The organism is Streptomyces sp. CT34 (assembly GCF_000805335.1).
Taxonomy (GTDB): Bacteria; Actinomycetota; Actinomycetes; order Streptomycetales; family Streptomycetaceae; genus Streptomyces.
Map to the genome: position 1 here is coordinate 6,818,171 of NZ_KN708638.1, position 12,366 is coordinate 6,830,536.

Below are 12,366 nucleotides of genomic sequence, written 5' to 3' on the forward strand. Positions count from 1 at the left end.
CGGGCGCCGTCGGCGTGGCGGGGGAGCGCGGTGCGGTGCGGGGCCGTGCGGGGAGGGTACGGGTGATCCGTACACCCCTGCGGATTCCGGACGCAGGCGGCGCGCACCGATCCACCGACGGCAAGGAGGCCCCGTGTTCACCACCCGCCCCACCCTCCAAGGCACCTTCGGGATGGCCGCCAGCACGCACTGGCTGGCCTCCCAGTCCGCGATGGCCGTCCTGGAGGACGGCGGCAACGCCTTCGACGCCGCGGTCGCCGCCGGATTCGTGCTGCACGTCGTCGAGCCGCACCTGAACGGGCCGGCCGGCGAGGTGCCCATCATCCTGGCGCCCGCCGGCGGGCCGGTGCGGGTGCTCTGCGGCCAGGGCCCGGCACCCGCCGGGGCGAGCGTCGCCCACTACACCGCCCTCGGCCTCGACCTGGTGCCCGGCACCGGCCCGCTCGCCGCCGCCGTCCCCGGCGCCTTCGACGCGTGGATGCTGCTGCTCCGCGACCACGGCACCAAAACGCTGGCCGAGGTCCTGCGGTACGCCATCGGCTACGCCGAGCACGGCCACCCCGCCGTGGAGCGGATAGGGGAGACCGTGGAGACCGTCCGGGAACTGTTCACCACCGAGTGGACCTCGTCCGCCGAGATCTACCTCCCCGGCGGCAGGTCCGTGGCCCCCGGCGGACTGCTCACCAACCGCCCGCTCGCCGCCACCTGGCGCCGCCTGATCACGGAGGCGCAGGCCGCGTCGGCGGATCGCGAGGCGCAGCTCGACGCCGCCCGCCGGATCTGGCGCGAGGGCTTCATCGGCGAGGCGCTCGCGGACTTCGCGGCCCGCCCCGCCCTGGACACCTCGGGCGAGCGCCACGCCGGCACCCTCACCGGGGACGACCTGGCCGGCTACTCCGCCACCTACGAGGACCCGGTCACCCACGACTGGCGCGGCTGGACCGTCGCCAAGGCCGGCGGCTGGTCCCAGGGCCCCGTCTTCCTCCAGCAACTCACCCTGCTCCCCGACGAGTTGCCCGCCTACGGCAGCCCCGAATACGTCCACCTGCTCATCGAGGGCAGCAAACTCGCGATGGCCGACCGCGAGGCGTGGTACGGCGACGCCGCGGAGGTACCGCTGCCCGCCCTGCTCGCCGACGGCTACAACACCGAGCGCCGCGGGCTCGTCGACGACCACGCCTCGTACGCCCTGCGGCCCGGCAGCCCGGACGGGCGCCCGCCCCGGCTCGCCCGGCACGCCCTGGCGGTGGCCACGGGGGCGGGCGGCTTCGACCCGCTGGGCATCTCGGGGAGCGGGGCGGGGGAGCCGACCGTGGCCCGCGGCGGGCCGTCCGCCGCCGTGCCCCGGGTCGACCCGGACGGCACCACCCGCGGCGACACCTGTCACCTCGACGTCGCCGACCGCTGGGGCAACCTGGTCTCCGCCACCCCCTCCGGCGGTTGGCTCCAGTCCAACCCCGTCATCCCGGCGCTCGGCTTCCCGCTCGGCACCCGGCTCCAGATGGCCTGGCTGGAAGAGGGCCTGCCCAACACCCTCACCCCCGGGCGCCGCCCCCGCACCACCCTCACCCCGTCCCTCGCGCTGCGCGACGGCGTCCCCGTCATGGCCTTCGGCACCCCCGGCGGCGACCAGCAGGACCAGTGGCAGCTGCACTTCTTCCTCGCCGCGGTGCTGCGCCCGGAAGTCCGCGGCGGCCCCGATCTCCAGGGCGCCATCGACGCCCCGAACTGGCACCACGACTCCTTCCCCGGCTCCTTCTTCCCGCGTGGGATGCGGCCCGGCAGCGTCACCGTCGAGTCCCGTATCGGCACCGAGGTCGTCGAGGAGCTGCGGCGGCGCGGGCACGACGTCACCGTCGGGGCCGCCTGGTCGGAGGGGCGGCTGTGCGCGGTGGCCCGCGACCCGGGAACCGGGGTGCTGTCGGCGGCGGCGAACCCGCGCGGGATGCAGGGATACGCGGTGGGGCGCTGACACCGACCCGCCGGACGGCACCGGCCCGCGCGCGGGCGGACGGCACCGGCCCGCCGGCGCGGGCGGAAGCGGGGATGGGGGCGGCCGGAGAAGGGGCGGTGCGCGGGTGCGCGACCGGCCGCCGCCGGCCCCGCCGCACCCGCCCGTGCCCTCCGCGGCATCAGGAGTTCACCCGGAGTCCAGCTGCCGTGTCAGTGGCCCGTGGTTCGATGGATGCATGATCGAAGCATTTCGTACCCAAGATTCGGGAGATACCACGAATATCACCGAAGCCCTCACGACCACCCCCGCAGCGGCCCCGGTGACCCCGTCGCCGGACCTCTCCACACTGGACCTGGCCGCCGTCGAGGACGCCATCCGCCGGGCCGCCGCCGACGAGATCATGCCGCGCTTCCGGCAGCTCGCCGCCGAGGACATCGTCGAGAAGAACGGCCCGCACGACCTCGTCACCGTCGCCGACCGCCGCGCCGAGGAGCAGCTGACCGCCGCCCTGACGGCCCTGCTGCCCGGCTCCCGCGTCGTCGGCGAGGAAGCGGTGCACGCCGACCCCACCGTCCTCGACGCGCTGCGCGGCGACGCCCTCGTATGGATCGTCGACCCCGTCGACGGCACCCGCCAGTTCGTCCACGGCGACCCCGGCTTCGCCACCCTGGTCACCCTCGCCCACCACGGCGAACTGCTCGCCTCGTGGACGTACGCGCCCGCCCTCGGCCTGATGGCCACCGCCCGCCGCGGCGCCGGCGCCTGGCTGAACGGCGAACGGCTCACCGCCGGCCACCCCGCCGCCGGCGCCGCCCTCGAAGTCGCCACCTCCCACCACGACTTCACCGACGACGACCAGAAGCGCGTGCTGGCCGCCCTGGACACCGACGGCATCGCCCCCCGTCCCTGCGGCTCGGCCGGCCTGGAATACCTCCACATAGCCCAGGGCCGCATCGACGCCACCGCCTTCAGCTGGGAAAACGCCTGGGACCACGCCGCCGGACTGCTCCTCGTCCATGAAGCGGGCGGCGCCAGCGGCACCGTCGCCGGCCAGCCGTTCCGCATAGCCGGCGGCAACGCGCTCCCCTTCACCGCGGCACGGGACGCCGACACGGCGCGGCGTATCCTCGGACTGCTGGCAGCGGCCAACTGATCCTCACCGACGAGGGTCGGACGTGAGGGGAGTGGCGAGGTGCCGAGGATGCTCGATGCCGTCGTGATCGGCGCAGGACCCAACGGCCTGACGGCGGCGGTCGAACTGGCCCGCCGCGGCATGTCCGTGGAGATCTTCGAGGCGCGCGACACCGTCGGCGGCGGAGCCCGTACCGAGGAACTGACCCTCCCCGGCTTCCGCCACGACCCCTGCTCCGCGGTCCACCCCCTCGCCATCGGCTCACCCGCCTTCCGCACCATGCCCCTGGAGCGGTACGGCCTGGAGTGGCTGCACCCCGACCTCCCCATGGCGCACCCCTTCCCCGACGGCACGGCCGGGGTACTGGCCCACTCCGTCGGCGAGACCGCCATGTCCTTCGGACCGCGCGACGCCGGCACCTACCGCCGGCTGGTCGCCCCGTTCGTCGGCAAGTGGGACGCCCTCTCCCGCGACTTCCTGCGCACCCAGTGGCTCGGGCTGCCCGGCGACCCGGTCACCTACGCCCGGTTCGGGCTGGTCGCCATGCAGCCGGTCACCCTCCTCAACCGCCGCTTCCAGGACGAGAAGGCCCGCGCCCTGCTGGCCGGCCTCGCCGCCCACGCCATCGCCCCGCTCCGCGGCTTCGGCACCAGCGGGCTGGCCCTGATGTTCGCGCTCGCCGCACACGCCAACGGCTGGCCGGTGCCCCGCGGCGGCTCCCAGGCCCTCTCCGACGCCCTCGCCGGACTGCTGCGCGCCCACGGCGGTGCCGTCCACACCGACTTCGAGGTCAAACGCCTCGACGACCTCCCGCCGGCCCGCGCCTACATCTTCGACACCTCGCCCACCGCACTCGCCCGGATCGCCCGCCTCGGCAACGCCTACCGCGACGTCCGGTACGGCCCCAGCGTCTTCAAGATCGACTACGCGCTGGACGGCCCCGTCCCCTGGACCGCCAAGGACGCCCAGCGCGCCGGCACCGTCCACATCGGCCCCACCAGCGCCGAGATCTCGGCGGCGCTCGACGCCGCCTCCGAAGGCCGCGACCCCTCCGTCCCGTTCCTCATCACCGCCCAGCCCAGCACCATCGACCCCACCCGCGCCCCCGAGGGAAAGCACACCTTCTGGGCCTACGGCCACGTCCCCAACGGCTGGGACGGCGACGCCACCGACGTCGTCGAGCGGCAGATCGAACGCTTCGCCCCCGGCTTCCGCGACCGCGTCCTGGCCCGCGCCGTCGCCGGCCCGCCGCAGCTCGCCGCCCGCAACGCCAACTACGTGGGCGGCGACACCGCCACCGGCTCCGCGGCCGGCCTGCGCCTCCTCATCCGCCCCAAACTCGCCCGCGTCCCCTACCAAACCGCCCACCCCGCGGTCTACCTCTGCTCCCAGGCCACCCCACCCGGCCCCGGCGTCCACGGCATGTCCGGCCACTACGCCGCCAAGGCGGTCTGGCGCCGGCTCCGCGCCCGCCGCCGCTGACCCCGGCGCGTCCGTCCCGGCCGCCCCGCCCCCGCCCTCCCTACTACGCTCTTCGCCCATGAACACCACCCTCACCCTCATCCAGGGCGACATCACCGAACAGGCCGTGGACGCGGTGGTCAACGCCGCCAACTCCTCCCTGCTCGGCGGCGGGGGAGTGGACGGCGCGATCCACCGGCGCGGCGGCCCGGACATCCTCGACGAGTGCCGCGCCCTGCGCGCCGACCGGTACGGCCGCGGCCTGCCCACCGGCGCCGCCGTCGCCACCACCGCCGGCCGGCTCCCCGCCCGCTGGGTGATCCACACCGTGGGCCCGCGTTTTACCCACGAGGAGGACCGGTCGGAGCTGCTGGCCTCCTGCTATCGGGAGTCGTTGCGGGTTGCTGACGAACTGGGCGCCCGCACGGTGGCGTTCCCGGCCGTCTCCGCCGGGATCTACGGGTGGCCGATGGAGGACGCCGCCCGGATCGCGGTGGAGACCGTGCGGGGCACGCGGACCGCGGTCGAGGAGGTCAGGTTCGTCCTCTTCGACGAGCGGGCGTACGAGGCGTTCGCCGCACAACTCCGGTAGCGAGCCACGGTTCGGTTCGCCTGTGGTGCCCGAGTCCCCGACCTTGCAGCATCCGGTGTACGGCCGCCTCTCCTGAGGCGGCCGTACACCGGACGTGGATGCCCGGCTTCATGGACGTGTCCGCATCGGGATGCCCACCAGTAGCATGACCCGTCCCCACCCGCTCCAGCGGAGTGGCGCATACACCTCTGCCGTCAACAAGCCGCTGGTAGTGCCGCCGCCGACATCGGCAAGCCCGCACCATCTGCCACGAACGACGAGCCATGGCCCGCCAGTTGCGGCGGCCTCGCACCTCACCACGGGTGCACTGCTTCTGGGGCCCTGGGATGAGCACATCGCCATCGCGATCGCGTTCTTTCCCCTACGCTCGGAAAGATGGAGCCGACCACTATCGGGTTACGCATCGCGTCAAGTGTCTGCGTGCCGCTGGTCAAGCGGCTTTTCCGGCAGGACGGTCCGGGTGCCGGGCTTGTGGAACGGGCCGTCCGGGTCTCCGGGCTGGTGTCGTTCCGGGGCGAGAAGCGGACGCTCTCCGACAGTGACCTGCGCAAGCTCACCGGTGCGTTGGTGGAGCGGGCCCAGCGGGCCGTCGGGCCGCACGACCGGTACCGGGAGGGCGAGCACGCGGCCGTCACCGACGCGGTATGCCGGACGTTGTACGGCCTCGGTGAGCTGGACATGGACGATGTGCAGGCCGTCGGGCTCGGGCCCGAGCGGTTCGCGCGGCGACTTCGGGCACAAGCGCCGGACGCCTGCCGGGAGTTGTCGAAGGACGGGGCGCGGTTCCACGACCGGCTCGTGGACACCGCAAGCGTGCACATCCTGCATTTCTTCACGCAGCGCTCGACGTTCGTCGCCCGGACCCTGGTCGAGCAGAGCCGCCGCATCGAGGAGGTCATCGGGCTGCTGGATCGGCTGCCGCCGCCCCAGTCCGCCGCGGATGCCGCGTTCGAGGCCGAGTACGCGGACAGCCTGGTCAAGCAGCACAGTCAAGTGACCATCGTCGGGGTCGACTTCGCCAACTCGCCGGACAGCTGGTCGCTGGACGCCACCTACCTGAGCCTGGGCGTGGAGTTCCCGGAAGGGGAGCCGGATCACAGCGCGGACGGGCCGGTCAGCGGGACGGAGTCGTACGGTCCGCAGCCGCCCGTGCCCGTCGAGCACGCACTGGCCGGGCAGGAGCGGGTGTTGCTCCGCGGGATCGCCGGGTCCGGGAAGACCACGGTGGTGCAGTGGCTCGCTGTCTCGACCGCCAAACAGCAGCTTCCCGCGGAGCTGAACGCGCTCCGCGGACGGGTGCCGTTCGTGCTGCCCGTGCGGCGCTTCTCCGACCGGGACCTGCCCCTACCCGTCGAATTCCTGTCGGCGGCGCGGCATCCGCTGTCCGGAGCGGAGCCGGACGCCTGGCCCCTACGGGTACTCAGGTCCGGTCGCGGGCTGATGCTGATCGACGGCATCGACGAGGCGCCGGCCGAGCGCCGCGAGAAGATCCGCACGGAGTTGGATCAACTGCTGCGGCAGTTCCCGGGGAACGTCTGGCTGGTGACCTCCCGGCCCGCCGCCGTACGGCCCAACTGGCTGGCCGCACAGGGGTTTGGTGAAATGAGCCTGGCGCCGATGAACCGGGACCAGGTGGCCCGGTTCATCCGTTCCTGGCACGCAGCCGCCGCGAGCGACGTCGGCCGCGACCACGCTCGGCTTCCCGACTACGAGCGCAAGCTGCTGCACTCGGTCCGGTTGATCCGTGAACTGCGCCGGCTGGCCGCCAACCCCCTGATGTGCGGGCTGATCTGTGCGCTGAACCGGGATCGCAACGGGATCCTGCCGCGCGGTCGCAAGGCGCTCTACAAGGCGGCGCTGGCGATGCTGTTGGAGCGGCGTGATCCAGAACGCGAGGTCGACGCCGACGGGATCGTGCTGGACCGGGAGGCCAAGGAGCGGCTGCTGCAGAAGCTGGCCCACTGGATGCTGCTCAACGACCGGACCGAGCTCGACCGTAGGACGGCCGTCGAGATTCTGGCACGCTTCCTTCCCGCCATCCCCAGCGCGGGGGAGCAGGGCACGGCGGAGGAACTCTTCGACCACCTGCTGCACCGCACCGGGTTGTTGCGGATCCCGGCGCCGGGCTCGGTGGACTTCGTCCACCGCACCTTCCAGGACTACCTCAGTGCCAAGGAAGCCGTGGAGCGGCACGACTTCCCGTTCCTGGTCAACAACGCACATCGATCGGACTGGGACGAGGTCATCCGGATGGCCGTCTCACTGGCCCGGCCCGATGAGTGCGCCACGATGATCGAGAATCTGGTCTCGCCCCGCCCCGGGCTGCCCGCGGCCAAGGCCAAGTACTGCAAGCTGCTGGCTGCCGCCTGCCTGGAGCATGCGACCGAGATGAGCCCTCAGACACGGGCGATAGTGCGGCAACGGACCCGCTTCCTGGTACAGCCGGACACCATCGAGAGCGCGCGGGGCCTTGGCTGGATCGGACCGATCGCGCTGGAACTGCTGCCCGAGCCGGACGGGACATCCGACCACCGGGCACTACTGCTGGCGGCGACCGCCTGCGGGATACGGGACGACGCGGCCATCGACTATCTGGCCCGGCTGCGTTCGCACCGCTCGCTCGCGGTGCGGGCCGAACTGGCCGCGGCATGGCGGCGGTTCGACACCGAGCGGTACGCGACCGAGATCATCGCCCATCTGGATCCGGAGGGGCTGTACTTCACGGTCACGGACCGGACCGAGCTGGCCGAACTGCGCCGCCTCGGCGGCCGGGAGCGCATCAGGGTCGCCGAACAGCTCACCCCGGAGGAGCTCGTGGACGGTCTGGTCGCCGACCGGCTCACACATCTGCACCTGGTGGTCTACGACACCCGACGTGACCTTGACTGGCTGAGCGCCTTCCCGCGGCTGACGACGCTGCGGCTCGGCCGCCTTGTCGGCGCGGTGCACGGCGTACCGGAGCGGGTCCGTATCGAGCGCGACGGGGTGTCGGGCAAGCCGAAGCCATAAAAGCGAAAAGGCCGCCGATCGAGCGCACCCATGCCCGGGGAAACCAGTTTCTCGCACTCGCCCGCCGCACCATCGCGTGCCGCCTGGTCCGAGGTGGGATAGCGACGCTGTTTTGGGCCGCCCTGGCGCGGGTCCCCTGATTCCCGGGGACCCGCGCACTTACCTGGTCAATGGCCTCTCGGCGCCGTCATTGGCGTCAGCAGACAATGAAGATGCTCTGCCAACCGAAAGGAGTGGACTGCTCCGCGTTCTCGTCGCTGGCGAGGACGGTGTGAACAGGCCCTCCTGCGCCGGGCTGGTCGTACATGCGCCCGCTCTGCCCCCGGGCAATCCACTTGTAGGAGCCGTGGGCGGGGATGTCGTGCAGGCCGCAGCCATTGATGTCGACCGGCTGCCCCGTGAAGCTCGTTCCCGGGTAGGCGACGAATGACGAGGTCATTCCGGCGGGGCGGGACTCGGCTGCCGTTGCCGGGGCCGCTGCTACGGCCCCGCCGATCGCCGCGGTAGCCACCAGTACCGCCGCCGCGCGCCGGCTGAACATGAACTTTCGCATGAAGATCCCCCTTGTGTGCTTGCTGGACTGCTGTCCTGTCCAGATGCCACAGCGGTCACGTCACCGCGCTATGGCGCCACACACCGTAGTGGGCCGACGGAAAAGAACGGAAGGCGCACGCACCGCTTTCAGGACACTCCAAATGATCTCGTGCGTAGGGGATTTCCTTCGCAGTTCAGCGCGCTACCCGGCGATCATCCGGACTTGGCAGGCCGCTTTGTGCTCCAGCCATAGTTCGCTGCTCCTGTTGGTCAGGAGCCGGTCTCTGAGTGCAGTGAACTGCAACTGGTGTATCGACGTTGGCCGAGCGTCCGGCTTCCCTCCACGTGGCCCGGGGCGATAACAGTGCCCCACCATGGTGCGACAGGGGCCGGCCGTTCGAGGGGGCCGCGGGTCGGCTCGGAGGGGGGAACTCCCTTCCCGCCGTCCGGCACCGATTCGACGTCCATACGGGCGTTGCCGCCGAAGAGCTCGCGACCTGCTCGACCTGGCCACTCGCAAAATCGTCGGCTACTCCATGGCCGACCACCACCGCGCCACCCTGGTCGTCGACGCACTGAGAACAGCAGCGGGCCGCGTCCAGCTCAAGCCCGGCTGTATCGCGCACTCGGACGCGGCAGCGGGGAATACACCTCGGATGAACTCCGTACCGTCGAGGAGTGGCTGCAGACCCTGCCTGCGGGGAACGGCCAGGAATGAACTCCAAGCCGGGGCCGCACGCCTTCGACGCCGGCGGGCGGAGGAGGCACTCAGTGCTGCTGAATCCGCGTGAGAGGATCCGGGAATGCCGATTCCCAGCTTCCAGCAGTACACAGCCCCCAGCCAGGTCACCGAACAGGTGAAGCGCGCGCTCACCGACTGCTGGATTGAGGTCACCAATGCTGGGGGCGCGGCAGGCTTTCCCTTCCCCCCGATCGACGAGAAACAAGCGGCTCCGGCCGTCGACAAGGTCGTGAACGCGCTCTCCCTGAACACCAGTCGACTGCTCACCGCTACGGCCGGCGGTGAACTCATTGGCTGGCTCAATGTTCGCCGTGACCCCTTTGAGCTGATAGCGCACTGGGGAACGCTCCATCACGTTCAGACCAGGCCGAGGCACCAGGGGCGAGGTTTCGGAGCCGCCCTGATGAACGAGGTTCGCCGGATCGCCCGTGATGAGATGAGGCTCGAACAGCTCCACCTCGCGGCACGAGGCGGGGTGGGGCTCGAAGCGTTCTACGGGCGTCTCGGCTGGAAGGAAGTCGGCCGCTGGCCCGGTGCCCTCCGTCTCGCGGACGGGGACGACCGCGACGAGGTTCTGATGCATCTCGACCCGCTCTGACGCAAAGCAAGTCTGCACAGCCTCGGCACGCGATGCGAAGACACACTCTTCGTCCCGCTGGTCACCCGCACCCGACGGCGAAGCCTCCAGTCGCACAGGACATCTGGTGCAGGGGTGTGCGCCTGGGGTTCTGCCAGGTGGTGAGCGCGATGATGAGGGGCCGTTGGTATTGGCGGGGAAGGACCGGTTCCGAACGCGTCGTTTGAGGAGACACTCTCCATCGCGCTGCTTTTGGTGGTACCGGCATGCGCGGTGATGCGCCCGTGGGGCCGGCCGGCCACGTTCCAACCGAGGGCGGCGTACTCCAGGGCGAAGCCCCGGCGGAGCAGGGCCTTGTGTGCGGTGGGGTCCGAGACAGCCACCGCACGAGTCCGGCAGCCCTCGGCGCCACTGGCCGCACCGCCGCTCGCTCCTCCCGCAGCCCATGTCCCATGGCCTATCGGTGGTGGGGTGGATGAGGCGGCGGTGGCGGCAGGGTGGCCATACCGGGTGCGGGCTCGGGCCAGACCAGCAGGACGGGGCGGGGGCGTGGTCGACGATGAAGCGGCTGGCTGGTCCGAGGCTTCGGGGTCCGAGGTGGGCGCGGTCGCCGTCGACACAAACGGCCCCTCATCATCGCGCTCACCACCCGGCAGAACCCCGGCCACACCCCCGCATCAGAAGCGGTAACGGCCGGCGCGGCGAGTGAGCGCGGCGGACCCGACTCACGCGCCGCGCCCCCAAAACACGCCCAGCCCCACCCCACCCCCCACCCAGAACAGGCCGGAGAGGGGAGGAAGGAGGGTTGTCTGAGTTCCGCGTGCGGCTTACCAGGTGGGCCGACCTGGGAGTTCGTGACCGGCTTACCACGGACCCGTGCAAGGCGGGACGCCGGCATCCGTGCACGGCCGGTTGCCGGCTAGAGTCGGTGAAGTCCGCTCAGGACTCTTTCGAGCAGTGCGCGGTCCGGGACGTCGCCGTTCTCGGTGGCCGTCTGATGGACGGAGATCAGCCCGTGTTGCGCCATGTCGCTGAGGATGACCTTGGCCACCCCCAAAGGCACCGAGAGCCGCGCCGCGACCTCGGCGACCGATCTCGGCTCCGAGCACAGCACGATCACCGCCTGGTGGTCGGCCTGCGTGACACCGGCGGAACGGTGGCCCAGCTCGGTGGTCGTCACCAGGGTCTCGATCCGGAAGTCGTAGTGCGGCCTTGTCCGGCCGCCGGTCCAGGCGTAGGCGCGGACTATCGAGGCGGATTCCTGTTCCTCGTCCTGGTTCGGCTCCTGTTCCAACTCCCAAGTGGACGGCTGTGGTTCGTGCCCCCAAGCGCCAGGCTGCGGTTCGTCGTCGTCCGGGGCCGGGGTGAAGGCGCGCGTGGGGGCCGGGGGTGGGCTTTCCTTTCCATCACGGGCAGCCGCCTCCCCTGGCGTGCCACTGGGGCGGGACTTCCTCCGTCTGCGCCGCGCGTTGTCGAAACTGAACGCGTTGAGCACATCGGCGAACGTGTGGTCGTCCTCGGCACCCTCGCCCTTTCTCGGGTCGCCCCAAGAGGGATCTCCACCGGTGCTCATGATCTCCTCAACGGCTAGCGGGCTGCGGTCGGTTTCACATCCTGCAGCTCGGCGCGTAGTTCGGGGGTCAGCATTTCACCGACCTTGTCGACGAGCACGGTCATCTCGTAGGCGACTTGACCGATCTCGCAGTCCGGAGCGGCCAGTACCACCAGGCACGAGCCGTCCCTGACCGACATGAGCAGCATGTTCCCGCGCTCCATCTGGACCACGGTACGCAGCACGTTCCCACTGTCCAGACAGTGGGAAGCTCCTTGGATGAGGCTGATGGCGCCCGCGGCGACGGTGGCGAGTTGCTCGGCGCAATGGTCCGGCAGCCGGTTCGATGCGGTGAGCAACAAGCCGTCGGCGGAGATCACCACGGCGTGGGCGACGTTGGGTACGCGCTCGGTGAAGTTGGTGACCAGCCATCCGAACTGGCTCACCTCCCGAGTCTGCGATGAGGTCATGGGTTCTTCCTGCTCGGATTCGTCGATGCTGGTCATGTCTCGTCGGGGCGGGCCCGGTGGATGGCCGACTGGTAGCTGCTGAGGAACGTGTGGGCGCGGTCGGCGGCCAGGTGCGTGGATGTCTTCTGTACGGCGCTGCTCTGGTCGGCCCGGTCCGTGGCCGGGGGCTTGCGGGGCACCCGCCGGGGCAGCCCGGCCGGCGTGTGTTCGCCTGTCTCCCGGGCGTCCGATGTCCCCCGGGCGTCCGACGCCTCGGCGTCGACCGGATGTGCGGGGGCGGCGGGCTTCGCCCGCCGCTGGTCGAGGCGGCGTGGCAGAGGGGCGGGGGCGGGGGGGGAACCGG

At 71.4% G+C, this 12,366-nt stretch carries 9 protein-coding genes and 2 pseudogenes; 6 read left to right on the forward strand and 5 right to left on the reverse strand.

Going from position 1 to position 12,366, the window contains the following annotated elements; all coding sequences use genetic code 11:
- The first annotated feature begins 133 nt into the window (after nt 1-133).
- The 5 genes from RZ84_RS29775 to RZ84_RS29795 all read left to right on the forward strand — a co-directional run bounded on the left by RZ84_RS29775 (nt 134) and on the right by RZ84_RS29795 (nt 8,148).
- Nucleotides 134-1,972: a gamma-glutamyltransferase family protein gene (locus tag RZ84_RS29775; RefSeq protein ID WP_043267353.1), complete on the forward strand. Its 1,839-nt coding sequence runs from the start codon at nt 134-136 to the stop codon at nt 1,970-1,972.
- A gap of 217 nt (nt 1,973-2,189) precedes the next feature.
- Nucleotides 2,190-3,107 (forward strand): inositol monophosphatase family protein, encoded by a 918-nt coding sequence (locus RZ84_RS29780; RefSeq protein WP_078894327.1) that lies wholly within the window; start codon nt 2,190-2,192, stop codon nt 3,105-3,107.
- A gap of 39 nt (nt 3,108-3,146) precedes the next feature.
- Entirely contained in the window at nt 3,147-4,568 is a 1,422-nt protein-coding gene (locus tag RZ84_RS29785) for a phytoene desaturase family protein (RefSeq protein WP_043267357.1), read from the forward strand.
- A gap of 58 nt (nt 4,569-4,626) precedes the next feature.
- A complete protein-coding gene (locus RZ84_RS29790) occupies nt 4,627-5,139 on the forward strand; it encodes an O-acetyl-ADP-ribose deacetylase (RefSeq protein ID WP_043267359.1) in 513 nt (170 codons plus the stop codon).
- 375 nt (nt 5,140-5,514) lie between these two features.
- Nucleotides 5,515-8,148 (forward strand): NACHT domain-containing protein, encoded by a 2,634-nt coding sequence (locus RZ84_RS29795; protein ID WP_043267362.1) that lies wholly within the window; start codon nt 5,515-5,517, stop codon nt 8,146-8,148.
- A gap of 196 nt (nt 8,149-8,344) precedes the next feature.
- On the opposite strand, the gene RZ84_RS29800 is transcribed toward RZ84_RS29795, so the two are convergent.
- Nucleotides 8,345-8,701, reverse strand: a complete 357-nt coding sequence (locus RZ84_RS29800) for a MiAMP1 family antimicrobial peptide (RefSeq protein ID WP_043267364.1) — start codon at nt 8,699-8,701, stop codon at nt 8,345-8,347.
- Nucleotides 8,702-9,485: 784 nt separating this feature from the next.
- On the opposite strand from RZ84_RS29800, the gene RZ84_RS29805 reads away from it, so the two are divergent.
- Entirely contained in the window at nt 9,486-10,022 is a 537-nt protein-coding gene (locus tag RZ84_RS29805; RefSeq protein WP_043267366.1) for a GNAT family N-acetyltransferase, read from the forward strand.
- Nucleotides 10,023-10,458: 436 nt separating this feature from the next.
- On the opposite strand, the pseudogene RZ84_RS41890 reads toward RZ84_RS29805, so the two are convergent.
- The 4 genes and pseudogenes from RZ84_RS41890 to RZ84_RS39960 form a co-directional block, all read right to left on the reverse strand.
- A pseudogene (locus tag RZ84_RS41890) lies at nt 10,459-10,616 on the reverse strand (universal stress protein); the annotation flags it as partial.
- Between the two features lie 304 nt (nt 10,617-10,920).
- Nucleotides 10,921-11,574, reverse strand: a complete 654-nt coding sequence (locus tag RZ84_RS29810) for a DUF742 domain-containing protein (protein ID WP_043267368.1) — start codon at nt 11,572-11,574, stop codon at nt 10,921-10,923.
- A 14-nt stretch (nt 11,575-11,588) separates the two neighbouring features.
- Nucleotides 11,589-12,023: a roadblock/LC7 domain-containing protein gene (locus tag RZ84_RS39955; protein ID WP_043271203.1), complete on the reverse strand. Its 435-nt coding sequence runs from the start codon at nt 12,021-12,023 to the stop codon at nt 11,589-11,591.
- 32 nt (nt 12,024-12,055) lie between these two features.
- Nucleotides 12,056-12,366: pseudogene (locus RZ84_RS39960) on the reverse strand (hypothetical protein); the annotation flags it as partial.

What these genes read in the sequence shown, in the direction of transcription:
- RZ84_RS39955 (WP_043271203.1), bottom strand. Translation starts at nt 12,023, where the DNA reads ATGACCTCATCGCAGACTCGGGAGGTGAGCCAGTTCGGATGGCTGGTC.
- RZ84_RS29810 (WP_043267368.1), bottom strand. Translation starts at nt 11,574, where the DNA reads ATGAGCACCGGTGGAGATCCCTCTTGGGGCGACCCGAGAAAGGGCGAG.
- RZ84_RS29780 (WP_078894327.1), top strand. Translation starts at nt 2,190, where the DNA reads ATGATCGAAGCATTTCGTACCCAAGATTCGGGAGATACCACGAATATC.
- RZ84_RS29790 (WP_043267359.1), top strand. Translation starts at nt 4,627, where the DNA reads ATGAACACCACCCTCACCCTCATCCAGGGCGACATCACCGAACAGGCC.
- RZ84_RS29800 (WP_043267364.1), bottom strand. Translation starts at nt 8,701, where the DNA reads ATGCGAAAGTTCATGTTCAGCCGGCGCGCGGCGGCGGTACTGGTGGCT.
- RZ84_RS29805 (WP_043267366.1), top strand. Translation starts at nt 9,486, where the DNA reads ATGCCGATTCCCAGCTTCCAGCAGTACACAGCCCCCAGCCAGGTCACC.
- RZ84_RS29795 (WP_043267362.1), top strand. Translation starts at nt 5,515, where the DNA reads ATGGAGCCGACCACTATCGGGTTACGCATCGCGTCAAGTGTCTGCGTG.